The sequence below is a fragment of the Dyadobacter psychrotolerans genome (assembly GCF_004349265.1).
GTDB classification, from domain to species: Bacteria; Bacteroidota; Bacteroidia; order Cytophagales; family Spirosomataceae; genus Dyadobacter; species Dyadobacter psychrotolerans.
Map to the genome: position 1 here is coordinate 789382 of NZ_SMFL01000001.1, position 25178 is coordinate 814559.

General features: G+C 41.1%; 21 protein-coding genes. 14 read left to right on the plus strand and 7 right to left on the minus strand.

What is annotated here, in order from left to right:
- Positions 1-16: 16 nt before the first annotated feature.
- A complete protein-coding gene (locus E0F88_RS03310) occupies positions 17-1711 on the minus strand; it encodes an amino acid permease (protein WP_131956624.1) in 1695 nt (564 codons plus the stop codon).
- Between the two features lie 268 nt (positions 1712-1979).
- On the opposite strand from E0F88_RS03310, the gene E0F88_RS03315 reads away from it, so the two are divergent.
- Together E0F88_RS03315 and E0F88_RS03320 are read left to right on the plus strand one after the other, a co-directional pair.
- Entirely contained in the window at positions 1980-2765 is a 786-nt protein-coding gene (locus tag E0F88_RS03315) for a phosphatidylinositol-specific phospholipase C/glycerophosphodiester phosphodiesterase family protein (RefSeq protein ID WP_131956625.1), read from the plus strand.
- A gap of 320 nt (positions 2766-3085) precedes the next feature.
- Positions 3086-3844 carry a LytR/AlgR family response regulator transcription factor gene (locus E0F88_RS03320; protein ID WP_131956626.1) on the plus strand — a complete coding sequence of 253 codons (759 nt, stop codon included), beginning with the start codon at positions 3086-3088 and terminating at the stop codon, positions 3842-3844.
- A 9-nt stretch (positions 3845-3853) separates the two neighbouring features.
- Here the strand turns inward: E0F88_RS03320 and E0F88_RS03325 are convergent, their stop codons facing one another.
- The 5 genes from E0F88_RS03325 to greA all read right to left on the minus strand — a co-directional run bounded on the left by E0F88_RS03325 (position 3854) and on the right by greA (position 8544).
- On the minus strand, positions 3854-5119 hold the full coding sequence (locus E0F88_RS03325; protein ID WP_131956628.1) for an exo-beta-N-acetylmuramidase NamZ family protein: 1266 nt from the start codon (positions 5117-5119) through the stop codon (positions 3854-3856).
- 96 nt (positions 5120-5215) lie between these two features.
- Positions 5216-6265, minus strand: coding sequence for a PA0069 family radical SAM protein (locus tag E0F88_RS03330; RefSeq protein WP_131956630.1), 1050 nt, complete (start codon positions 6263-6265; stop codon positions 5216-5218).
- Positions 6266-6473: 208 nt separating this feature from the next.
- A complete protein-coding gene (locus tag E0F88_RS03335) occupies positions 6474-7544 on the minus strand; it encodes a M42 family metallopeptidase (protein ID WP_131956631.1) in 1071 nt (356 codons plus the stop codon).
- A 96-nt stretch (positions 7545-7640) separates the two neighbouring features.
- The gene (locus E0F88_RS03340; protein ID WP_131956633.1) at positions 7641-7964 is read right to left on the minus strand and encodes a hypothetical protein; all 324 of its coding nucleotides are present in this window, start codon (positions 7962-7964) and stop codon (positions 7641-7643) included.
- 100 nt (positions 7965-8064) lie between these two features.
- Complete coding sequence (gene greA, locus E0F88_RS03345) at positions 8065-8544, minus strand: transcription elongation factor GreA (RefSeq protein WP_131956635.1); 480 nt, start codon at positions 8542-8544, stop codon at positions 8065-8067.
- A 229-nt stretch (positions 8545-8773) separates the two neighbouring features.
- Here greA and fmt point away from each other — a divergent pair, with 229 nt between their 5' ends.
- The 4 genes from fmt to E0F88_RS03365 are packed head-to-tail and all read left to right on the plus strand — an operon-like array spanning position 8774 to position 12378.
- Positions 8774-9694, plus strand: coding sequence for a methionyl-tRNA formyltransferase (fmt, locus tag E0F88_RS03350; RefSeq protein WP_229213660.1), 921 nt, complete (start codon positions 8774-8776; stop codon positions 9692-9694).
- A gap of 34 nt (positions 9695-9728) precedes the next feature.
- A complete protein-coding gene (locus tag E0F88_RS03355; protein ID WP_131956637.1) occupies positions 9729-10226 on the plus strand; it encodes a dihydrofolate reductase in 498 nt (165 codons plus the stop codon).
- A 48-nt stretch (positions 10227-10274) separates the two neighbouring features.
- A complete protein-coding gene (locus tag E0F88_RS03360) occupies positions 10275-11366 on the plus strand; it encodes an alpha/beta hydrolase (protein ID WP_131956639.1) in 1092 nt (363 codons plus the stop codon).
- Between the two features lie 13 nt (positions 11367-11379).
- The gene (locus E0F88_RS03365) at positions 11380-12378 is read left to right on the plus strand and encodes a phosphotransferase enzyme family protein (protein ID WP_131956641.1); all 999 of its coding nucleotides are present in this window, start codon (positions 11380-11382) and stop codon (positions 12376-12378) included.
- Positions 12379-12443: 65 nt separating this feature from the next.
- On the opposite strand, the gene hslU is transcribed toward E0F88_RS03365, so the two are convergent.
- Entirely contained in the window at positions 12444-13841 is a 1398-nt protein-coding gene (gene hslU, locus E0F88_RS03370) for an ATP-dependent protease ATPase subunit HslU (protein ID WP_131956643.1), read from the minus strand.
- A 243-nt stretch (positions 13842-14084) separates the two neighbouring features.
- Between hslU and E0F88_RS03375 the strand changes: the two genes are divergently transcribed.
- The 8 genes from E0F88_RS03375 to E0F88_RS03410 all read left to right on the plus strand — a co-directional run bounded on the left by E0F88_RS03375 (position 14085) and on the right by E0F88_RS03410 (position 25086).
- Entirely contained in the window at positions 14085-14285 is a 201-nt protein-coding gene (locus tag E0F88_RS03375; protein WP_131956645.1) for a hypothetical protein, read from the plus strand.
- Between the two features lie 169 nt (positions 14286-14454).
- The gene (locus tag E0F88_RS03380; RefSeq protein ID WP_131956647.1) at positions 14455-16737 is read left to right on the plus strand and encodes a GH92 family glycosyl hydrolase; all 2283 of its coding nucleotides are present in this window, start codon (positions 14455-14457) and stop codon (positions 16735-16737) included.
- 146 nt (positions 16738-16883) lie between these two features.
- A complete protein-coding gene (locus E0F88_RS03385) occupies positions 16884-17897 on the plus strand; it encodes an aldo/keto reductase (protein ID WP_131956649.1) in 1014 nt (337 codons plus the stop codon).
- An 81-nt stretch (positions 17898-17978) separates the two neighbouring features.
- Entirely contained in the window at positions 17979-19160 is a 1182-nt protein-coding gene (locus tag E0F88_RS03390) for a PQQ-dependent sugar dehydrogenase (RefSeq protein WP_131956651.1), read from the plus strand.
- A gap of 81 nt (positions 19161-19241) precedes the next feature.
- Positions 19242-19652: a c-type cytochrome gene (locus E0F88_RS03395; RefSeq protein ID WP_131956653.1), complete on the plus strand. Its 411-nt coding sequence runs from the start codon at positions 19242-19244 to the stop codon at positions 19650-19652.
- A gap of 273 nt (positions 19653-19925) precedes the next feature.
- The gene (locus E0F88_RS03400) at positions 19926-22274 is read left to right on the plus strand and encodes a TonB-dependent receptor (RefSeq protein WP_131956655.1); all 2349 of its coding nucleotides are present in this window, start codon (positions 19926-19928) and stop codon (positions 22272-22274) included.
- Positions 22275-22354: 80 nt separating this feature from the next.
- Positions 22355-22585: a hypothetical protein gene (locus tag E0F88_RS03405; RefSeq protein WP_131956657.1), complete on the plus strand. Its 231-nt coding sequence runs from the start codon at positions 22355-22357 to the stop codon at positions 22583-22585.
- A 116-nt stretch (positions 22586-22701) separates the two neighbouring features.
- A complete protein-coding gene (locus tag E0F88_RS03410; RefSeq protein WP_131956659.1) occupies positions 22702-25086 on the plus strand; it encodes a TonB-dependent receptor in 2385 nt (794 codons plus the stop codon).
- Positions 25087-25178 lie beyond the last annotated feature (92 nt).

Here is a 25178-nt window from a genome sequence, read left to right on the forward strand (position 1 = left end):
GAAAGTCTGTATACTGTTATTCTCCCTGGGCCAGTTTACTTTTCTTGTAGCCATAACTGAAATAAATAACCAGACCGATTGCGAGCCAGATTACAAAAATAAACCAGTTAGAAGCACCAAGTTCGGTCATTAAATAAAGATTCGTAAGAATTCCCATGACCGGTAAGAGCGAAAAATTATATTTAAAGCTCATTACAGAAAGCGTGATCCAGGTGATCCAGAAAATGATGGTTAGCAGTTTATGCTCAAAAATTTCCCCGACAGACAGCCCCTGCCATTCGACGATAACATTTTGGCCATAAAATATGATTCCCGCAATAGCTGCCAGTAAACCGAAACCCACCAGAAAATTGCCGTTAACATAGGGAACCCTGAATTTTGAGCGCTCAGAAATTCCGGTGTGGTCAAGGTATAAAACACCTCCGCAAACAAGTATAAAGGCAAAAAAGGTACCAACACTGGTAAGGTCAACAAAGAAGTCCATTTTGAAGAACAAAGCCGGGATACCTACAACCAGACCTGTTACAATCGTTGCGAAAGAAGGAGTCTGATATTTTGGGTGAATTTTGGCAAATTTCTTCCACAAAAGTCCGTCACGGCTCATCGTCATCCAAATTCTTGGCTGCCCTAGCTGATAAACCAGCAATGCACTCGTAATCGCAATAACCGAACTGACAGAAATAACGCCGGCCATAAAGTCAAGACCGTTTTTCTGAAAAACAAATGCCAGTGGATCACTGACTTTCAGTTCTTTGTAGTTAACCATACCAGTCAGGACAAGCGTGATTAACACATAAAGTACTGTACAAATGATAAGGCAGTAAATCATAGCCTTTGGCATATCCCGCTGCGGATCTTTACATTCCTCGGCGGTGGTAGAGATAGAATCAAAACCAATAAACGCGAAAAACACGGCGGCCACTCCGCTTAAAACGCCTTTCATTCCGTTGGGAGCAAAGGGACTCCAGTTCTCCGGTTTTACATAAAACGCACCGGCAAAAATTACCAAAAGCACAACGCCCACTTTTAGAATAACCATAATATTACTCGCAGTTCGCGACTCACGGATACCTACATAAACAAGTGCCGTCACCAAGAGGGTAACCAATCCGGCAGGAAGATTAAAAATGATTGGGATATCGCCGAGTCTGGGCGCGGTTTCAAAAGCCAGGGCAGCCATCTTTTCGTAGGTAGTTAAGGCAGCAACACCTTCCGACTGAAGTTTTTGAAATGACTCCGAAGCGGCAACCGGATTCATCGTCAGCCATCCGGGAAGCACAATTCCAAAACCTTTGAGCATACTCGTGAAATATTCAGACCAGGAAATTGCGACAACCATATTAGAAACTGCATATTCAAGAATAAGTGCCCAGCCAATGATCCATGCGAACAATTCACCAAAGGCTACATAGGCGTACGTATAAGCACTGCCGGAAACCGGAACCGTACTGGCAAACTGTGCGTAAGACAGAGCAGTAAAAACACAGGCTATCGCGGTAAAAATGAACAGCAGGGAAACTGCCGGACCTCCATTGTAACTTGCCAAACCGATTGTACTGAATATCCCGGCTCCTACAATCGCGGCAATTCCGAGTGAAACCAAATCCCTTACTCCTAATATTCTGGCTAATCCCCCATGCTCTCTGGAATTCGCATCATTTAGAATCTGATCAACTGTTTTTTTACGAAAGAGCGAAGTATTTTTTTTCATGCAGGGATTAAAGTTTTATCGGCATCGTTAATGAATTAAGCAGCGAAAATAAGAATATTCTTTAATCATCATTGCATAAAACCACAAATAGTCTGATTTCAAACAAAAAACCAATAGATAATTTTACACTTAAACATAAAATAAATATTTTATTTTGATATTAACGAAAATAACAAACAGCGCCATTTTGAAGCGTTATCTGTTTCCTTAATCCTCTTTAAAACGATATATTTACACTTTGCTAACGCTATCTTAAACCACCACTTCCATGAAATTTATCCTTATTTCCATATCGGTATTTTTTCTCTGGACCCACAGTTTAACTGCCCAGACAATCACCGCCTACACGACCGCCCAGGCACATTCTCATAACGACTACGAACAAAAACGTCCGTTTTTTGAGGCTTATGAACAACAATTTGGATCTATTGAAGCGGATCTTTTTTTGGTAGACGGCGCGTTGTATGCTGCACATAACCGTGTTGATATCACTCCGGACCGAACATTTAAAAGATTGTATCTTGAACCTATTTTATCACAAATCGAAAAGAACAAAGGAAATATTTACGCCCAGCAGGATTTGACACTTCAGCTTCTAATCGACCTAAAAACACCTGCTGAGGAAACTCTGGAAGCACTTGTGGCAACATTAAATCCCTATGAGCAAATTCTGGCACCGAAAGGTCCTGTTAAAATTGTGGTAAGCGGAAACACGCCATCTCCTGAAGCATTCGACCGTTACCCTTCATTCATTTTCTTTGACGGCCGTCCTGAAAATACCTATACCCCGGACCAGCTTAAAAGAATTGGTCTTATAAGTCAGGCATTTCAAAAGTATTCCAAATGGAACGGCGAAGGCGACCTACCGGAAAAAGAAAAAAAAGCTGTTATCAAAGTAATTGAACAGACACATCAGCTTGGGAAGAAAGTAAGGTTTTGGGCCACTCCCGATAATATTCAAACCTGGAAAACCATGATGAGCCTTAAAGCTGATTATTTGAATACCGATAAAGTGATGCAGCTTGGGGATTACCTGAGAACGGCACCGAGATAAATTGGCTTCCATCCTAAAAATAGTAGTACATACTAAAATTTATTTTTGTAGAAAGAAATCTAGCGGATTGAGATAAATCACCGTTTTTTGCAACCATTTTGCCAATTACTGCGATTTAATAAACATATTAGGTATAAATATTACTATTTCATTCCAAATCCGATTGTAGCAATAATTTTATAAAAATATTAGCATAAAAAAATCTTAAATTGCGTTTATAACGTACGTAAAACTAATATCACATTTTATTTCTATTGTAATCCAACAAGCTTTCTTTAGGCGTTTCGGCAAAACTCCTAATCTTCAATACCTGAGTTGAAATGAAAATATTAATAGTTGAAGACGAAAACATCATTGCTAAGCATCTACAATTCACACTTACCGGCTTCGGTTACAATGCAAATGACGTCGCAACTGACTATGCCAGTGCCATAGAATTACTTAAAAGCAACTCTTACGATCTCGCAATTTTGGATATTAACCTGAACGGTTATCAAACAGGAATTGATGTGGGTGAATACATTAAAGAAAATCTCGATATCCCCTTTTTATTTCTTACGAGCCATGAAGATATGGCTATTGTGAATGCCGCACTGAAAACCTCTCCAAATGCCTTTTTAAACAAGCCTTTTCAAAAAATTACTGTATACACAGCAGTAAAACTGGCATTTGAAAGTTTTAAGGAAGGAAACGTACTTGAAGAACCGGATTTATCTGAACCGGCTGTTCAAACCGAACGGGATGAGCTCGATACGACGGTAATTAAAGATGCGCTTTTTATCAAAGAAAAACACATGTTTACCAAAATCATGCTTGCGGACCTGTTATACATCCGCAGCGATGATAACTATCTGGAACTGCATACCACTAAAAAGAAGTACACGATCAGGGAAACGATGAAAAACATGATCAGCCAGCTACCGCCCAACCTGTTTTTTCGTGTGCATAAGTCGTTCATAATTAACCTGAATGCAATTACAGCAATCAACTATATCCACGTTATGATAGATGACATTGAGATACCGATTACCTCAGACAACCGCACCGAACTTTTAAGTAAGATCAAAACTTTTTCCTGAACTTATTTTTCAGGGATACAGCAGATATTTTTTCCGCATTGCTTTAAAATCCGACAAACCCGGCTCCCAGCTTTTTCTTATATCTGCCTCCGAGGCTCCTGCAATAATTTGTTTTTTAAGATTTTCAGATCCTGCCAGTTTATCAAAACTTCCCATTTGTTTGCTTTGACTCATGTCAAAAAAACGGGCTTTATCCGGATAGGCTTTGTACAAATCCATAATCCATTTCAGGTTCAGCTGTTTAGTTTTGTGAAAAACAGAAGTATCAAATTTTCTTAAATCCAGTCCGTAACATTCTGTTTCCTGATGAAGCGGTGTTTCGCTCATCCCTTTAATACTCTGAGGTTTAAACGAGAAATCATACTTACCTTTTAGTAACGGAGCTCCCAAAACGGTGAACGGCATGTAGGTACCTCTTCCCTGGCTCAGTATCGTTCCTTCAAAAAAACAAATGTGTGGATATAACATTACTGATTGCTGCGTATTAAGGTTTGGCGAAGGCGCTACCGGCAGCACATATGGCATATCGTGATCGTAATTTGCGATCTTAATGATCTTTATTTTACATTTCATTTTATTCGGCAGCCAACCTTCTCCGTTTATCATTTGCGCAAATTCGGCAATCGTTAATCCGTGACTGATTGGTATGCGGTACATGCCAATTCCGGAACGAAGATGGTCGTCCAGAATAGGGCCGTCGATAAGAAAGCCATTGGGATTAGGGCGATCCAGAACCAGCATTTCCAGATTATTTTCGGCACAGGCTTCCATCATGTGTCCAAGTGTGTTGATGTAAGTATAAAAGCGCGCGCCCACATCCTGTATATCGAAAATCATCAGATCAATATCTGCGAGTTGCTCTTTTGTAGGTTTCTTTTGTTTTCCATAAAGTGAAATGGCAGGAATTCCGGTGTTTGGATCTTTGCTGTCCCCTACTTTATCGCCGTTGCTTGCCGTTCCGCGGAAGCCGTGTTCCGGGCCAAATATCCTCACTACGTTAACACCCAAAGCTACCAAACTGTCGACCATTGGTCTATTTCCAATGATAGAAGTTTGATTGATAAGAATTCCGATTCGTTTACCTTTCAAATAACCCAAATACTCCGGTACCTGATCGGCAGCAGTAATAATGGATTTTTTTGCAGTGCCTTTTTCTGTATTTATTGAGTCGGCATAGCCAATTGCCGGACTTTTGTGAGAGGAAGAGCTCACACAATTTATATTAAGCAGGCTTACAAAAGCCAGAAATACAATGGATACCAGATATGTCTTCATTTGAAAAAGCAAAATTTAACTGCGAATTACACGAATTGCTACGAATGTAAAATATTAGTACTAATTAGTGAAATCCCCGGCAACTTAGCAAGCATATCAAAACATAGACAGCTGTCCGCCCCGCATAAATTGCGAAGTATCTGTCTTTGTCAATTCTCTTTCTCCAAAATATTTCCGGCAGGCAAAATCGTGAAGCTGGCGTATATTCTCAGCAAAATTCCCCTCTCCGCTCATCCGAAGCCCGAAGCGTGAATCATTCAGTTTACCTCCGTGGCATTCAGCGATTTGATTCAGCACTTTTTCAGCACGGTCAGGAAAGTGGTGGTGAATCCATTCTTTAAACAAAACTGCGATGGAACCATTCAGTCTTACCACAGTATAACCTGCCCAGGCAGCACCATTTTCGGCAGCAGCTTTTATAATGGAAGGAATTTCGTGATCATTGAGCCCGGGAATAATTGGTGCCGTCATAATACCCATGGGAACGCCCGCTTCGTGCAAAGACTTTACAACCTGTAATCGACGTTTTCCTGTAACAGTTCGCGGTTCCAATGCATGGCGTAGATCTTCATTCAGTGAAGTAATTGAAACGGCGGCATGAACCAAATTCAGTTTAGCCATCTTTTCCAGCACATCCAGATCCCTAAGTATTAATGCGTTTTTGGTTAAGATACTTACCGGATTTCTGTAACGTAAACAGATCTCTAATAACTGACGTGTTAACCTGTACTTTTTCTCACCAGGCTGATAACAATCGGTGTTACCCGACAACATGATGGAAACCGGTTTGTAATTTTTTGAATTAAATAGTTTTTCAAGAAGCTGAGGAGCATTCTTTTTGACGACAATTTTTGTCTCAAAATCCAAACCTGCGGAATAACCCCAATACTCATGAGAGTTACGCGCGTAACAGTAGATACATCCATGCTCACAGCCACGGTATGGATTTATGGAATTATAATTGCGCAAATCCGGACTATCCGAAACACTCAGCAGCGTTTTAGAATGCTCTTCTATAAACTGCGTTTTGGGATTAACTTCCGGATCTTCCCACTGCTGCCAGTCCTCAGAAGTATATTCCGTTTCGAGTTTATGAAACTTATTATGAGAATTGATTCCGGCTCCTCTTCCCCTGGCCCTTTCCATATAAACAAGAAATTTTGCTGTTTAATGATACCAAAAATAACAAAATTATTATTTATAATGATACCTTAAATCACAATTTTAATCTAAATTTTGTTAAACATTTATAAATGAAGCATTTAAAATCTACTAAACTTTTGGCCAAATATATTAAACAAAAAAAGGCACGAAGTTAAAAAACTCCATGCCCCGTTCCCATAACCCTTGACCTCTACTTTATATACCTGAAATCCTCATCTCCTTTAAGCGATAAAAGAACATCGTACATCAACTGAATCACGTTTTTTACGTCTTCTTTATGAACCATTTCAACGGTTGTATGCATGTACTTCAGCGGAAGCGAAATTAATGCAGAGGCAACTCCTTCTGTTGAATACGCAAAAGAATCAGTATCCGTACCTGTTGACCGGCTTACTGCCTGACGCTGGAATGGAATTTTCTTTTCGTCTGCAACCTTAATCAGTAAATCACGGAGGTTATTTTGTACCGCCGGTCCGTAACAGATTACAGGCCCATTACCGCTTTTCAGATCCCCCTGTTCTTTTTTGTTGTACATCGGCGACTGGGTGTCGTGTGTTACATCGGTAACAATAGCCAGATCCGGTTTCAAACGGCGGGAGATCATCTCTGCTCCGCGCAAGCCTATTTCTTCCTGTACTGCATTCACAACATACAGCGTAAAAGGAAGCCGGACATTATTTTCATGCAGCATACGCGCAACTTCCGCGATCATGAATCCGCCCATGCGGTTGTCAAGTGCACGACCAACATAATAACGGCCATTCATTTCATCCAGACCGTCGGCAAAAGTAGCGACAGTTCCTACATGGATGCCCATTTCAAAAACCTCGTCTTTTTTGGATGCGCCGACGTCTATAAACAGCTCATGTACTTTCGGCACCTGGTCTTTGGCGGTGTCCCGAACATGTATTGCCGGCCAGCCAAAAACGCCCTTAACGACACCTTTTGCTGTATGCAGATTCACACGCATGGAAGGAGCAATGGCTGCATCTGAACCTCCGTTGCGGCGAACGTGAATGTAGCCATCGTCAGAAATATAATTGACAAACCAGGAAATTTCATCCGAATGCGCTTCGATCACAACTTTGTATTCCTGTCCCGGTCCGATAACACCTACTGCTGTTCCATAAACATCAATAATCTGTTCTTCAATATAGGGCTTGATATAATCCAGCCAGATCTGCTGACCCGTCGACTCAAAACCTGTCGGCGATGCATTGTTTAAATATTTATAAAGAAATTCTGTGCTCTTATCTGACATGCTGTTTGTTTAAAGTGATTACACTATTACTAAATCGCTATTTCTCTAATGTCTTAACTCCCTACTTTTCTAACTCCTTAACTCCTTCCTTCTCAATCAAACATACTTCAAAAACGACCAGAATTTCCTGCTTCTCAGGTACTCCGAATTGGCTTCATTTCTGTAAGCTTCCTGTTCAAATGAAATATGAAGATATGCTAAATAATGTCTTCGGTATCTGATCAAACGAATTAAATATTCGGCCAGGTACCAAATATAAAAAAGGATCAGGCCCATCTCCAATTGCTGCCTTAAATGGATACATTCATGATTGATGAGAACGGTTCCCGGTTTTTTTCTTTTTACCAGAACAAAGGGAAAAAGCGCCATGGCTTCTACCCAAAGAAAGGACACGTTCAGTACAAAACCCTTGAATCTCATAATCCGGCCATAAATTGCTGCAGGCTTAAAAGGAAAATGTTGGATTGCCAAATGATGTTACCATTTAACAATCCAACACAAGTAATTAAACTATTATTTATTATGCAAACCTGGCGATGTCCAGAACCTCGAATTCCATTAGTCCGGCAGGCACTTTTATTTCTGCGGTTTCGCCAACTTTTTTGCCAAGCAAGCCTTTTCCGATAGGAGATCCGATTGAAATTTTTCCGGTTTTAAGATCTGCTTCTTCTTCCGAAACGAGTGTATAGGCAACTTCCATTCCGGTTTTGCGATTTTTAATTTTAACCACAGAAAGAATAGCCACCTGAGAATTATCAATGGACGACTCATCAATCACCCGCGCATTGGACATAATTTCTTCCAGCTTGGCAATCTTCATTTCGTGCATTCCCTGAGCATCCTTGGCGGCATCGTATTCTGCATTTTCGCTTAAATCTCCTTTATCACGAGCTTCTGCAATTTGTGCAGCAATGGCAGTGCGGCCTTTGGTTTTCATATCATTCAGCTCATTCTTCAGCTTATTTAATCCTTCTTCCGTATAGTATGAAATTTTAGCCATGACCTTAAATTGTTTATTAGTCTTTTGTTTTTGAAATTTTGATAAAAAAAAAGAACGGCTCTAAGACCGCTCTACAAGAGTATTTGATAACTCGTAGCAGCAGGTTAGAAGACCTTATCTTTTCGGCTGATATGTATTTTAATCTTCGTCATATTTTTCTGTAAGAACGACAAAAATAACAATATTTGTAAATGGGAACAACCATTTTTATTAAAAGGGCTAACAATCTATGTCAAAACGACTGAGAATAATTTTTATGGGAACGCCCGAATTTGCGGTTCCAAGTTTAAGAAGTCTTGTAGAAAGCAATTCTAATGTAGTTGCTGTAATTACCGTGCCCGACAAACCTTCGGGAAGGGGGCAGAAGCAAACTGCATCTCCCGTAAAGATATATGCAGAAGAGCAGGGAATCCCTGTTTTACAGCCGGAAAAGCTAAAAAATCCTGAATTTCTTGAAGAGTTAAAATCTTATAAAGCGGACCTCCAGGTTGTAGTTGCTTTCAGGATGCTGCCGGAAGTTGTCTGGAGTATGCCAACCTATGGCACTTTCAATTTGCATGGTTCCCTTCTTCCTCAGTATCGCGGGGCCGCGCCGATTAACTGGGCTGTTATCAACGGAGAAACGGAAACAGGCGTGACTACATTTTTTATAGAAAAAGAAATTGATACTGGTAAAATAATTTTCAGAGATACCGAACCTATTCATGAAGATGATGATGCCGGAAGTGTCTATGAAAGACTGATGCTGAAAGGTGCCGAACTGGTTGTAAAAACCGTTAAAGCAATCGAAAATGGAAATTATCCACAGCAAGATCAGGACGAACCTCCCGTTTTGAAATCTGCTCCAAAAATCTTCCGTGAAACCTGCGAGATAGACTGGACCAAACCGGCGTACGAAATTCACAACTTCGTAAGAGGACTTTCACCCTACCCTGCTGCCTGGACTACGTTAAACGGACTATCCTGTAAAATTTTCAAAACGGAAGTCATTGCAGATGAAGGTGATGCACAACCCGGAGAATATAAAACTGACAATAAAACTTATTTGTATTTCCGTGCTTCTGATAGCTGGCTATCGGTTAAAGTCTTGCAGCTGGAAGGTAAAAAACGAATGGAGACAGGAGAATTTTTAAGAGGCACTAAAATCTAATTGATTACTTTTTCAAGGCAAATTTCATCAATAAATGCTGATATCAATCATAGTTGCAGTCTCAGAAAACAGAGTAATCGGCAAAGACAATCAGTTACTTTGGCGACTCCCGGATGACTTGAAAAGGTTCAAGAAACTCACCTTTGGCCATCCTATCATTATGGGAAGAAAAACATTTGATTCCATAGGAAAACCGCTGCCCGGCAGAACTTCGATCGTTGTAACCCGCGACCGGAATTTTTCTATGGAAGGTGTAATTGCTGTCCATTCCGTGCGGGAAGCATTGGAAGAAGCCGAAAAGCTGGAAACGGACGAAACGTTCATTATTGGAGGCGGAGAACTATATAGTTTAACGTTAGCATTGGCCGACCGTCTTTATATTACAGAGGTTAATACAATTATTTCGGGAGATACTTATTTTAATATTACAAATCCTGACGAATGGATTGAGACAGAACGCACTGTTCATCAGGCAGATGATAAACATAAATTTACATTTAACTTCGTTGATTACGCAAGAAAGCGGGATTAAAAACATAAATTTGCGGCCTGAATAACCCAAGTCAGTGACTAAGAAAGCATGCAAGTAGCAATAGATACATTAAGAATTGAATTAAAAACTCCTCCAACAGATAAACGACCGGTATATATCACCGGAAATTTTTGCAAATGGCTGCCTGATCTGGAAAAATATAAAATGGAGGAAGACGCAGTCGGACATTATAGCTTTCAGTTTCCGGCTGATTTAGAACTTCCTTATCCGCTTGAATATAAGTACACCCGAGGTGGCTGGGATCAGATGGAACTGGACAATTACGGTCAGCCACAGGGCAACCGGGTTATTGATCCTAACGAAGGCATTGTGAAGGATTTTGTAACCCGCTGGGAAACCGACAGCACTGAAAAAGCAAGTTTGTCGCCCATTATTGAGGTTCTTTCTGAAACATTTGAAATACCTCAACTCAATAAAAAAAGGCGTGTGCACATGCTTTTGCCACACGATTATTACGAAAACCCGGATCGTCATTATCCCGTTCTTTATATGACCGATGCGCAAAATCTGTTTGGCGAAGGTTCTCCCTATGGCAACTGGGAGATTGACAAAAGTTTAACAAAGCTTGCAGGAGAAGATAAAGCCAATGTGATTATCGTTGCTATCGATCACGCAGGAGAGGAGCGTATTCAGGAATTTTCACCTTACGACAATCCGCGTCTGGGAAAAGGGCTGGGTTTGCAATTTCTTCGTTTTGTAAAAGACACGCTGAAACCTTTCGTGGACAAAGAATACCGTACCAAACCGGACAGGCTGAACACAGGCATGGGCGGAAGTTCTGTGGGCGGACTTCTTGCAATTTACGCTGCCCTGATGTTTCCTGACGTTTTTGGACGTTTGATGATTTTCTCACCGTCACTGTGGATTTCTCAGCGTATCTATTTTGACGCAATCCACTTTTTCGAACCTTTTGAGACCAGGATTTATATCTACGCTGGTGGTAAAGAGGGGGCCAATATGATCCCGAATGTGAACAAGCTTCAGGAAACACTGCGTGGACAAGGATTTGGATATAGCCGTGTAAAAATCAACACTTCCATCGATCCAAAAGGCAAGCATAATGAAAAGCGCTGGAGTGAAGAATTTCCCCTCGCTTTAAAATGGTTGTTTTTCGAATAGAAACCCGAGCATTATGTCTGTTTTTCCTACGCAATATTCCACGCTTTTATCAAGTGCATTGGGAAGTTACCTTGAGCAGGCGTATGGATTTGAAAATCTGACATGTCGGCTGCTGATCAGGAATGTCAGTGACACCTATTTGCTGCAAAATGGTGATGAAAGATATATCTTTAAACTGTACAGGGATTCGCACAGGAAGCTGGATGAAATAAAGGCAGAAGCAGAACTTCTTAATATCCTGAAGGAACGAAACGCCAAAATTTCCTATCCGATCTCCGACTTAAACCACGGACAGATCCAGTCTTTTGAAGCAGCAGAAGGAGTCAGACATGGCATTCTGTTTAGTTTTGCAGCAGGAAAACCAACGCATGATTATTACGATGGCAGACTGAAAACCATAGGAAGAGAAATGGCGCTTATTCATAATATTACTTCCAAAGTCAGTCTGAAATTTCCACGAAGAACCTACGATGTACAAACAACTCTAATTAAGCCGTTAAAATACATTCAGCCTGAGTTTGAGGAATTACCTGAAGAATATGAGTGGCTAAAAAGCACAACAGAAAAAGTGCTTGACAAAATTAATCAGTTTGACCTTTCCAAATTCAGTTACGGATATTGTCATTACGATTTCCTGCCACATAATTTCCATTTTGATGAGCAGGACAATATTACTTTTTTTGATTTCGATTTTGCAGGAAAGGGATTGCTGGCCAATGATTTAATGACATTTTACATGCATTATTTTTTTGAGGTGCATTTCAAAAAGCAAACACAGGAAGAAGCAGACCAAAAATTTGAAATATTTTTAAACGCTTATCGGGAGATTCGTCCCGTTTCGGAGGCAGAAATTGCAGCTATCCCCTATCTGGGTTTTGCCTTCTGGTTGTTTTTCCTTGAATTCTATCAACTGCATTTTGAAGACTGGTCGAACACATTTTACACGCTCAGATTCAAAAAAGAACGAATGGGCTGGATACGCAGCTGGGTAGAAAAATATTGTAAATTCTAAAGCGCAACAGACACATTTCACTGTAACCCATTGCGCTTTTTATTTTGCGTTAATGCCGCTAATACTTACAAAATGTATTGACTCAGATCTCTGTTTTTGATCAGGTGTGAAAGCTTTTCGCTCACCATTTCTGCTGTAACTGCAATGTGAGAATCCGGGCCGATTACATCAGGAATATCAAACATAAAATCGTTCAGTAACAAACTCATCACCGTTTGCAGACGGCGGGCCCCGATATTTTCAACCTCACTGTTTACTTCAAAAGCTATTCTGGCCATTTCCCGAAGTGCTCCATCTTCAAAAACCAGTTCCACGCCTTCAGCCTCCATCATGGCTTCGTATTGTTTTGTCAAAGCATTTTTGGGCGTTTTCAAAATTTGATAAAAGTCTGACTCCGTCAAACTGTTTAACTCCACACGAATTGGGAAACGTCCCTGTAATTCGGGAATCAGATCGGAAGGTTTTGCAACATGAAAAGCACCGGCTGCGATAAACAGAATATGATCCGTATTGATCACCCCGTGTTTGGTATTTACAGCACTCCCTTCAACGATTGGAAGCAAGTCCCGTTGTACACCTTCGCGACTTACATCCGGCCCGCTGCCGCCACCCGACCGGCTGGAGGCGACTTTATCGATTTCATCAATAAAAATAATTCCCAGGTTTTCTGCTTTCTGAATGGCTTCCAGTTTCACCTCGTCCATATCGATCAGCTTTGATGCTTCTTCGTCAAGTAAAAGCTTCTTGGCTTCGCCAACAGTAACTTTGCGTTTTTTCCCGCGCTTAGGCATCATGTTTCCGATCATTTCCTGAATATTCATCATGGAAACATCGTCCATTGCTCCACCAATCATCCCCACATTCGGAGCCTGATTTTGCTGAACTTCAATCTCAATTTTTCTGCTGTCCAATTCACCATTTCTGATTTTTTCACGAAAACGCTCACGAGTACGCTGGTTAAGCTCTCCGTCATCTTCCGGCATTGTGTTATCATCCAAAGCATTTTCGCTGCGAACTTTGATACCGGCTCCATGTACAGGAGGAATCAGGGCATCAAGGATAATGTCCTCAACAGCCTGTTCCGCCTTAATTTTTACATCCTCTTTTTTCTGGGTGCGCACCATGGCAACCGCCTGCTCGACAAGGTCACGAACCATACTTTCTACATCGCGGCCCACGTAACCTACCTCGGTAAATTTGGATGCCTCAACTTTCACAAAAGGAGCATCAGCAATTTTAGCAAGTCTGCGTGCTATTTCGGTTTTACCTACCCCGGTCGCGCCGATCATTAATATATTGTTTGGAATAATTTCCTTCTGAATATCCTCAGGACTGTTCATTCGCCTCCATCTGTTACGCAATGCAATGGCAACATTCCGTTTTGCGTCATTTTGTCCGATAATGTATTGATCCAGTTCAAAAACAATCTGGCGTGGAGTTAAGCGATTTAAGTGTTCGGTCATTGTGATTTATAAAAACTTGGCTTATAATTTTATTTTAAAGGTACATCTCCAAAAATAAGGCCATAATCTCCTGACAAAGACTTGTTAGTTACTTTATCAATTATTCCTCCGTATATACCCTGCTGCAAAGTAAGAAAGAACTATGCCTGCACAAAATGTCAGGCGAGGTAGTATTATTATACTTACGTAATAAATAATAACTTTGATAAGGAAGTTGCGTCGCTAACCGGAAACCAGGTCACTATGGCAATCATCGAAACCGTTAAAATGCTAACCAGAGAAGAAGCTCTGCAAGAAGGAATTGAAAAGGGTGCCGATAAAAGAAGTTATGAAGTTGTAACGAAACTTCTTTTATCCGGAAAATTCTCCATTTCTGAAATAGCAAACTTTGCTGGAGTAACTGAAACCTTCGTCAGGAAAGTCCGTAAGGATAACGGCTTATAATACTAGCCAGTTAGCCCCTAAGCAACAAACCACCCACCTTCTTATCGTTCCTTAACAATATCCCTCAAAGCTTGCACAGTAAATCTTTTACTAACTTGCATTTAGTTTAATGCAGGACGTCGTTAATTCCTGCCGCAGACTTCCATATCCAGAGAATTAACCAAAAAAAATGAAAAAAATTCTTTACTGCCTTTTCCTTATTATTTCAGGCTGCCAGCTTTCGGCCCAATCGTTAACTCCCGAAACGAATCTGGTTGACTATGTAAATCCTTTGATGGGAACACAGTCTAAGTTCAGCCTCTCTTCCGGAAATACTTATCCTGCCATAGCCATGCCATGGGGCATGAACTTTTGGATGCCTCAAACCGGTAAAATGGGCGACGGATGGAGTTATATGTATGATGCCGAAAAAATCAGAGGTTTTAAACAAACCCATCAGCCTAGTCCCTGGATCAATGATTATGGGCAATTTTCTATTTTACCGATGACCGGAAAATTAAAAATTGATGAAGAAAGCCGTGCAAGTTGGTTCTCACATAAGGCGGAAGTTGCAAAGCCAAATTACTACAAGGTATATCTGGCTGACTACGATGTCACCACCGAAATTGCGCCTACTGAACGTGCCGCACAATTCCGCTTTACTTTTCCCGAATCAAATGAATCTTATGTTTTATTGGATGCTTTTGACAAAGGCTCCTATGTGAAAATTATTCCGGCTGAAAGAAAGATCATCGGTTACACCACCAAAAACAGCGGTGGCGTTCCGGCCAATTTTAAGAATTACTTTGTTTTGGTTTTTGATAAAGCTTTCACATTTTCTTCCGCCTTTCACGGAAAGACCTTAGCAAAAGACACGCTTGAATTAAAAGCAAATCATGTCGGCGCAGTTATTGGTTTTAAAACAAAAAAAGGAGAACAGGTTGGACTGAAAGTGGCATCCTCTTTTATAAGTCCCGAACAGGCAGAGCTAAATCTGAAACGTGAACTTGCTTCTGACACTTTTGACACAACACGTGAAAAAGGCCGTAAAGCCTGGAATGATGAACTTTCAAAAATAAAAGTGGAAGGTGATAACCCGGATCAGATACGGACATTTTATTCCTGCCTTTATAGAGTTCTTCTTTTCCCAAGAAAGTTTTACGAATTTGATGCAAGTAACAAAATCGTGCATTACAGCCCCTACAATGGTGAAGTGCGACCGGGTTATATGTTCACAGACAATGGCTTCTGGGACACATTCCGTGCTGTTTTTCCATTTTTTACTCTGATGTACCCGACCCTGAATTCGCATATCATGGAAGGACTTGCCAATGCATATGACGAAAGCGGGTATTTACCAGAATGGGCAAGTCCCGGTCACCGCGATTGTATGATCGGATCGAACTCAGCTTCATTGATTGCGGATTCCTATGTAAAAGGAATCCGTGGTTATGATATCAATAAACTTTACGAAGCAATCATTAAAAATACGGAAAATGCCGGCCCTGTCAGTTCAGTAGGCCGTTTTGGACACGAATATTATAATGAACTTGGATATGTTCCCTATGATGTTAAGGTAAATGAAAATGCTGCCAGGACGTTGGAATATGCTTATGCTGATTTTTGTATTTCTCAACTGGCAAAAGAACTTAAAAAGCCACAGAAAGAAGTGGACCTTTACCTGAAACGCAGCCAGAATTATCGCAACATTTTTGACCCTGAAACAAAATGGATGCGCGGAAAGAATAAAGATGGCAAGTTCCAGACCCCATTTAATCCTTTCAAATGGGGAGATGCATTTACCGAGGGAAACAGCATTCACTATACCTGGTCGGTTTTTCAGGATGTTAAAGGTTTGATAGGACTGGTCGGCGGAAGGGAAGCATTTGTTCAGAAACTGGATACCGTATTTACGCTGCCTCCGATTTTTGATGACAGCTATTATGGTTTCCCGATTCACGAAATACGGGAAATGCAGATCATGAACATGGGAAATTATGCGCATGGAAACCAGCCGATCCAGCACATGATTTATCTCTACAATTATGCAGGAGCGCCTTCGAAAGCGCAATACTGGTCGCGGGAAGTGATGCGCAAATTGTATCAGGCCGCTCCTGATGGCTATTGCGGTGACGAAGACAACGGTCAAACCTCCGCCTGGTATGTGTTTTCATCATTGGGTTTTTACCCGGTAACACCAGGTACTACACAGTATGTAATTGGCTCCCCGCTTTTCAAAAAAGCAACCATCACCCTTGAAAACGGAAAGAAATTTGTTGTTCAGGCACCGGCAACGAGTGATAAAAATTTGTACATCCAGTCTGCAGCAATGAATGGAAAACCTTACGGACAAACCTATCTTGAACACGCAGATATTTTGAAAGGCGGAACTATTCAGTTTAATCTGGCAAGTCAGCCATCAAAAACCTGGGGTGTTAAGCCTGAGAATGCGCCGTTTTCATTGAGTAAGTAGCTTTTGGCGATTAGCCATTAGCTTTCCTTAAATTATGCCAACTTATCAAAGTAAGTTTTACTTCGATAAGTTGGCATAATTATTGAACTCATATTCATCTCACAAACTAGTTAAAAGCCTAGTGCTATTAGCAAAAAGCTACATATATGATTTACAGAAAAATAGGAAATTCAGATCATCCGGAACATAAAGATCTCCAACTATCGGTCGTAACCTTTGGTGCATGGGCCGCAGGTGGATGGATGTGGGGTGGAACAGAAAGAAGTGAGGCCGTAAAAGCAATTCAGGAGTCGTACCATGCGGGTGTAACTTCAATTGACACTGCCCCCGTTTACGGACAGGGACTTAGTGAAGAGATTGTAGGTGAGGCAATTAGGGATATCCCACGCGATAAGGTTCAGATTCTTACCAAATATGGAATGCGCTGGGATCTTAAGAAAGGTGATCTTGCCATGCACAGTAAGGACAATGCCGGTAACAACATTGATATCTACAAGTACGCCGGAAAAGAGAGTATTATAAAGGAATGTGAAGACAGTCTCAAAAGACTAGGCACGGATTACATTGACCTTTACCAAATTCATTGGCACGATAAAACTACACCTATTGAGGAAACAATGGGTGCTGTTTCCGAACTGATCAAACAAGGAAAAATTCGTTATGCCGGTGTTTGTAATTATAGCGCTGACCTGATGCGTGAAGCATCCAAATACATCAATCTGGTTTCTGATCAGGTTCCATATAGTATGGTAAAACGGGATATAGAAAAGGATACTATTCCCTACTGCCTGGAACACGAAAAAGCAATTTTGGCATACAGTCCGCTGGAACGTGGCTTACTAACCGGAAAAATGAAGCCCGGATATAAATTTGGAGCTGATGACCACCGCGCCTCACTTTATTTTTACAAGGATGAAAACCTGAAACTGGTTAACGAATTCCTGGACAAAATTAAACCAATCGCAGAGGAGAAAAATGCCACATTGGGACAGCTTGTTTTACGCTGGACAGTTGAGCAGCCCGGAATTACCATTGCGCTGGTTGGTGCCAGAGACGCTAAACAGGCCCTTCAAAATGCTGCTGCGATGGACATCGATCTAAGCACAGAGGAAATTAATCTGATAACAGAGCATTTAAATAAATTGGAACTGGTTAAATAAGGAGAGGTAGCACAGCTACCTCTTTCTTTTTATTACCTTTGAGTCTACAACTTAAACCAACTTTTCACTCACCTTGATTTCATGAAGAACAACATTACATTGCTAAATAAGAGCCTTCCTGTTGTGCTGTGCGGAATATTACTTTCCGCATCGCTTGCTTTGATGAGCAACAGCGGCATAACCGAAGACAAAAACTCCCCTAAAAAACTTACAGAAGCAAATCTTAAAGTAGATACCGTTGCGTCCGGCCTGAAGATGCCCTGGGCTACCGGCTTTTTACCAAACGGAGATTTGCTTGTCACTGAGCGCGGCGGTAAACTTCGCCTTGTCAAAAACGGAGTGCTTGACCCACAGGAAATTTCAGGCATACCGGAAGTATACTATAAAGGACAAGGCGGTTTGCTCGATGTTGCTCTTCACCCTGATTATAAAACCAACGGATGGATTTACATCAGCTACTCTTCTCCTAAAAAAGAAGGCGAGGAAGGTGATGACGGCGGTGCCAATACTGCTTTAATGCGTGCTAAACTAAAAGATCATGCGCTGACAGACATTCAGCAAATATTTAAAGCTATTCCAAATGTAAAAGCCAATGTTCACTTTGGCGGACGGATTGTTTTCGATAAAAAAGGATATGTTTTCTTGTCATTAGGAGAAAGAGGACAAAAAGAAAATTCTCAGAACCTGAGCAAGGATCAGGGAAAAGTTGTTCGTTTGCATGAAGATGGAAAAATCCCAACTGATAATCCCTTTGTAAAAACAGAAGGTGCAAGACCTGAAATCTGGAGCTATGGGCACCGCAATCCTCAGGGGATGACAATCCACCCGACAACCGGCGTGATCTGGGAACATGAGCATGGTCCACAAGGCGGCGATGAATTAAATATAGTAGAGAAGGGGAAAAACTACGGCTGGCCATTAATCACTTATGGCATTGATTATGACAACAGTATTATTTCAAAAGATACAGCACGTGCCGGATTGGAGCAGCCTGTTATTTTCTGGCGGCCGTCTATCGCTCCATGCGGAATGACTTTCGTTACAAGCCCCAAATTTAAAGAATGGAATGGTGACCTGATCGTCGGCTCATTAAAATTTATGCAGCTGCAACACCTGACTGTTAAAGGAAATAAAGTAACAGGAAAAGAGATTCTTTTCCAAGGGATTGGCCGGGTACGGGATGTTCGCCAGGGACCGGATGGTAATATTTATGTTGTTCTGGAAAGCTCAGGAAAGATTGTAAAAATTAGTCCAAAATCTTAGTCCGGAAGTTAGGAAGTTAAGTTATACGTTTATCATACATAGCGCGGATCGTTGGTCCGTGCTATTGTTAATTTATAGCAAATGAAAAAATTATTGTTTTTGATTTTAGGTCCGGTATTCTATTCAGCCACACTTGCCGATCAGGATGATGCGCTTGCCAAAAGCATTGAGCGGGGTAAACTGGTTTATTCGGAAAACTGTATCACCTGCCACATGGGAACCGGCGAAGGCGTTCCGGCCTCCTTTCCCCCTTTGGCCAAATCGGATTACCTAATAAAAACCCCTGAAAAAGCAATTTATGCAGTTAAGTTTGGCCTGATAGGAAAAATTAAGGTAAACGGAATCGATTACGATAACATGATGCCGGCACCAGGCCTTGATAATAATGAGATTGCAGATGTGATGAATTACATTCAAAATTCCTGGGGAAATTCATCTGACAAAAAAATTGTAACAGAAAAAATGGTGGAAGCAGTTGAAGAAAAGAAGTAGATTATCATGGTTTTACCAAATTAAAGCAGAATCAAAAAATTGATTCTGCTTTTTTATTTTAAAAAATTACTTATCCAAATAATTCTATTTTCAAAAATTTAGTCACCGCATAAGTACTTAAATTACAATTACTTAATTTAAAACATTTTACACCAACACTTAAACCCATCCTAAAAGATCTATTTAAAATAAATCCAAATAAACTTGTTTACCTCAAAACACTATATGATATTTGCACCCGGATTTTATTATTTAGACCAGTTTCAAATAAAAATGCAAAAATTATACATTGTTTTAGTGCTTTGCGCACTGTCTTTCACCTGTGCTTTTGCACAAACCGGAAGTTTGAAAGGTACCGTCAATACTGCTGATGGCGGACCCGCCGTCCATGTTTCTATTTCTCTGAAAGGCACACGTATCGGAGCCGTAAGTAACTCGGAAGGAAATTATCTGATTGAAAAAATACAGCCTGGTAAATATCAGGTAAGAGTTACACTGGTTGGTCTTCAGCCTGTTGAAAAGGATATTGAAATCACGTCGGGCGAAATTACCAGCTCTGACTTTGTGCTTGATGAATCGTCCCAGCAATTACAGGAAGTTGTAGTTACCGGCGGAAACAGCTTTAAAACCGACCAGACATCTCCAAGCCTTCGTCTGGCAACTCCTATTCTGGAAGCACCACAGAATATTCAGGTAATCGGGAGAAGGGTGTTGGCTGATCAGCAGATATTTGATATGCTGGAAGGCGTTACGCGTAATGTGAGCGGCGCAACACGGGTTGAGCACTGGGACAATTATGCACTTATATATATGCGTGGAAGCCAGATTGGCGCTTTCCGTAATGGTATGAATGTGCAAATGACATGGGGGCCTCTTGCTGAAGACGTAAGTATGGTAGACAGAATTGAATTTGTAAAAGGCCCTGCCGGCTTTATGCTAGCCAACGGTGATCCCAGCGGATTTTACAACGTCGTAACCAAAAAACCAACCGGAAAGACAAGAGGAGAAGTTGGTTTTACATTGGGAAGTTTTGATACTTACCGTACGACGCTTGATTTGGATGGCAAACTGTCAAAAGACGGAAAATTACTTTATCGTCTTAACCTGATGGGCCAGCTTAAAGGGTCACACCGCGACTTTGAATATAACAACCGTTACTCGATCGTACCTGTTATTAAATATCAGGTTGATGAAAAAACAGCCGTAACGCTTGAATACACAAGACAGTTTTCACAGATGAGTATTATGGGTACAAACAATGCATTTTCGAAAAAAGGATATGCTGAGTTACCAAGGAATTTTACAACTGCAGAACCAAATCTGGCTCCTACAGACATCAACGACAATAGTATTCTTGCCATTCTTGAGCACAAGATCAACAACGATTGGCGGTTTACAGCACAAGCTGCATTTTTCAAATACAATCAGGTTGGTTCAACAGTTTGGCCGCAGCGTTTTTTGCCTTCAAATGATAGCTTAATGCAAAGAGGAGTAAGTATCTGGGATGTTCTTGGGCTAAGTAAAATGGGACAGATGTTCATCAACGGCACTCAGAAAACCGGCACTGTGGTACATAGAATATTAGGAGGTTTTGACATGAGCACCAAAGAGTATTACCACGACTTCGCTCAAAATTATGCACTTGGTGACAGTACTTTCAATATCTACAAGCCCGTTTACGGAATTGCTACTGCACCTGTTCTGGACAGGAGCAGGTCCATTAAGGAAAGAAGTGTTCGTTACACCAATGGTTATACAGCACTTTACGTTCAGGATGAACTTGGCTTTTGGGAAAACAAACTTCGGTTGACACTTGCAGGAAGATATACAACACTAAAAACGAGCACTTATTATGATGGAAGTTATAAGACCAGCAAATTTACGCCACGTGTTGGACTAAGTTATTCGATTGACAAAAGTTCTGCCTTGTATCTTATTTATGATCAATCGTTCAGCGAAAATTACGGTACCGACTGGCAGGGAAAAAGTTTTGATCCAAAAACCGGAAATAATATGGAAGTTGGTTTGAAAAGAGGCTGGCTGAACGACAAATGGAGTTCAACTTTATCTTTCTATCAAATCACTAAAAACAATGTACTTACCGCAGATCTTGAACACTCAACCGGCGGCATCACATTTAACAGACAAAATGGTCAGCAAAAAGTGAAAGGTATCGAATGGGATATCCGCGGTGAAATACTGAAAGGTCTTGATGTGATGATTAACTATGCATACACGAATGCTAAGGTAACCAAAGACAGCGATGAGTCCGTGGTTGGAAATCAGGTAGCCGGTTCAAGCAAACATGTTCAGAATACATGGATTAGCTATAACCTTCGGGAAGGTAGTCTGAAAGGTCTTGGACTTTCTCTTGGTTACCAGTACCAGCAAGGACGCGCACCATGGTACGTTTTTGACAATTCGGCAAACAGCCTTCCTGACTATTTCAGACTGGATGGTGGAATTACCTTCAAATCAGATAAAATATCATACAACCTTTTGGTTAACAATATTTTGAATAAATATCTTTACTCCGGTGCACCATATACCTGGGGAGGATATTACTACTGGCAAACCGAACCGGGAACAAACTTCCGCTTGTCGGTTTCCTATAAGTTCTGATTAAAAAACACATTGAAGAAAGCCATTCCATCGTTTGATCGGAGTGGCTTTTTTGTAAGCTGCCATTTATGTTTACTATCATGAAAAAACTTCTTTTGATATCTGATAAATTAAAAAAAGAATCTAATAAAGATAATGAGATCACCTTTCTCGGTTTTACGGTATCCGCAGTTCCCGGTAAAAGTTTTAATAGAAATTATAAAACAGCCCTTACCTTTTATTTAAGATATAAAAAGCAGGCCTTAGACAGCTCGCTTAACTTACTCTTTGATGATCGTGATGAACTGATCTGCATCGAGTTACATAATTAAATACGCTATTTCTTCTCAAAACCACTTATTTAAAACAATTCTAATTAATACTTGTTTTGTAAAAATTCCTATCGGATATTCGCGCCGCAGTATTACTTAGACCAATTTTAAATAAGATGAAAAGAGTATATTTTTTATTAACAACGTTATGCCTGCTTTCGCTATCAGCGTTTGCCCAAACCGGAAAAATATCCGGACAAATACTAACCTCTGATGCCAAACCGGCAGAATTTGTATCTATTGGCTTGAAAGGCTCCAAATCCGGAACAACAACTGACAGTGATGGCCGGTTTAATCTTAACAAAGTGAAGCCCGGGAGTTACACGCTTTTAGCCAGCTTTGTAGGCCTGGTTACACAGGAACAAGAGGTTGAGGTAAAAGAAGGAGAAACTGCTACCATTTCTTTAAGCCTGAAAGAAGATGCAAACCAGCTTCAGGAAGTAGTAGTACACGGTGGAAGCGGTTATAAAACAAATGAAGTTTCGTCCAGTCTCAGGATACAAACCCCTATTCTGGAAACGCCGCAGAATATCCAGGTCGTTTCCTCCAAAGTTCTTTCCGACCAGCAGATTATCAGTATGAGCGACGGTCTGATCCGAAACGTAAGCGGTGCCGCAAGGCTTGAACACTGGGGTGATTTGTATGCGAATATTACCATGCGGGGTTCCCAAATTCAGGCTTTCCGCAATGGCTTTAACGTAGTAAGTTCTTTCTGGGGACCGCTGACAGAAGATATGAGCTTTGTCGATCACATCGAATTTGTAAAAGGACCGGCCGGATTTATGCTTGCCAATGGTGATCCAAGCGGACTGTATAATGTTGTTACCAAAAAACCAACAGGACAAACAAAAGGAGAAGCCTCTATTACCGTTGGGAATTACGGGTTATTTCGTACAGCACTTGACCTTGATGGCAAACTTAGTCAGGATGGAAAGTTGCTTTATCGTTTAAACGTTTCAGGTCAAAACAAGAAATCTTTCCGCGCCAATGAGTACAACAACCGTTACAGCATTGCACCGGTTGTATCCTACCAGATTGACGAAAAAACCAAATTGACTGCTGAGTACACGTTACAATATGCAAAAATGTCAGATGTAGGCTCTTACTACATTTTTTCTACTGAGGGCTACGCCACACTTCCCCGCGATTTCACAACTTTGCCAGCTGGCTTGGAACCGACGAAGATTAAAGATCACAGTTTCTTCCTGAATCTTCAGCATCAGTTTAACAGTGACTGGCGAATTACAGCTCAGGCTGCTTACTTTAACTATCAGCAAAAAGGTACAAGCTTATGGCCAAATGTAGTTAATCCCGACGGCGGCCTGATCCGCAGTGTAGGCATCTGGGATGCGGCCAGCGAAATGACATTGGCTCAGGTTTTTTTGAATGGTAATGTTTCAACCGGTGCGGTAACACATCGTATTTTAGGGGGAATTGATATCGGTTCAAAAGATTACATGGCAGACTGGGTTCAGTCACATGCTTTGGACACTTTGGGAGGCGAGTATAACATTCACTCTCCATACACAGGTGCACCTAATAACGGTTACCCCGTTTGGGACCGCACGCTAAACCTGGAAGCAAGGGCAGTCAACGGCGGTGGATTAATGGATCAAAAATATACAGGAATTTACGCACAGGATGAACTCGGCTTTTTGAACAACAAAATAAGACTTACACTTGCAGGTCGTTATACTTATGTGAGCCAGTCGTCATGGGGAGGCCCGCAGGTTTCTGACAAACATTTTACACCACGTGTTGGTTTAAGTATTTCTTTGGACAAACAAACGTCGCTTTACGCCTTGTATGATCAGGCATTTACGCCGCAATCAGGTAAACTTGCAAACGGCGGTACCATAAAACCCCTTACAGGAAACAACCGGGAAATCGGTATTAAAAAAGACTGGGCGGGTGGAAAGTGGAATACAACAGCGGCGATTTACAGCATTACAAAAAGAAACGAATTGACTGCGGATCCTAACAGCCCGCCAAACTCAGGTTTAAGTATCGTTCTGGGAGAAAAAAGAGCGCAGGGCGTTGAATTTGATTTACGTGGCACGATTGTCAACGGCCTGAACCTGGTGGCAAATTATGCTTACACAGACTCAAAAGTGACCAAGGTTGCAGCAGGTGTTACGGACATTAAAGTGGATGATGTAATCCCGGGATTTGCCAAACATACCGTAAACAGCTGGCTGAGTTACAAGCTTCAAAACGGCGCGCTGAAAGGAACAGGTATCTCAGCAGGTTTCACCTATCTTGCCGACAGGGCTACAGGCACCTGGAACACAAGCAATGCAAAAGAAAACCTTCCAAATTATTTTAAACTGGACGGCGGTCTTTTCTGGGAAAAAGATAATATCAAACTTACTCTGAACGTCTTTAACATTTTGGATGAATATCTGTACAGCGGCTCGTTTTACGGATACATGGGTAACGTTTATTCCTGGCAGGCAGAAGCACCAAGAAATGCAAGGTTTAGTATCAATTACAAGTTTTAATTAGCTAAGCTTTCTTCAATTAGAGCTACAAAAAATGCCGTCTCAGGAAACTGAGGCGGTATTTTTGTTTAAAAGAAATTCAGTTTGATTCA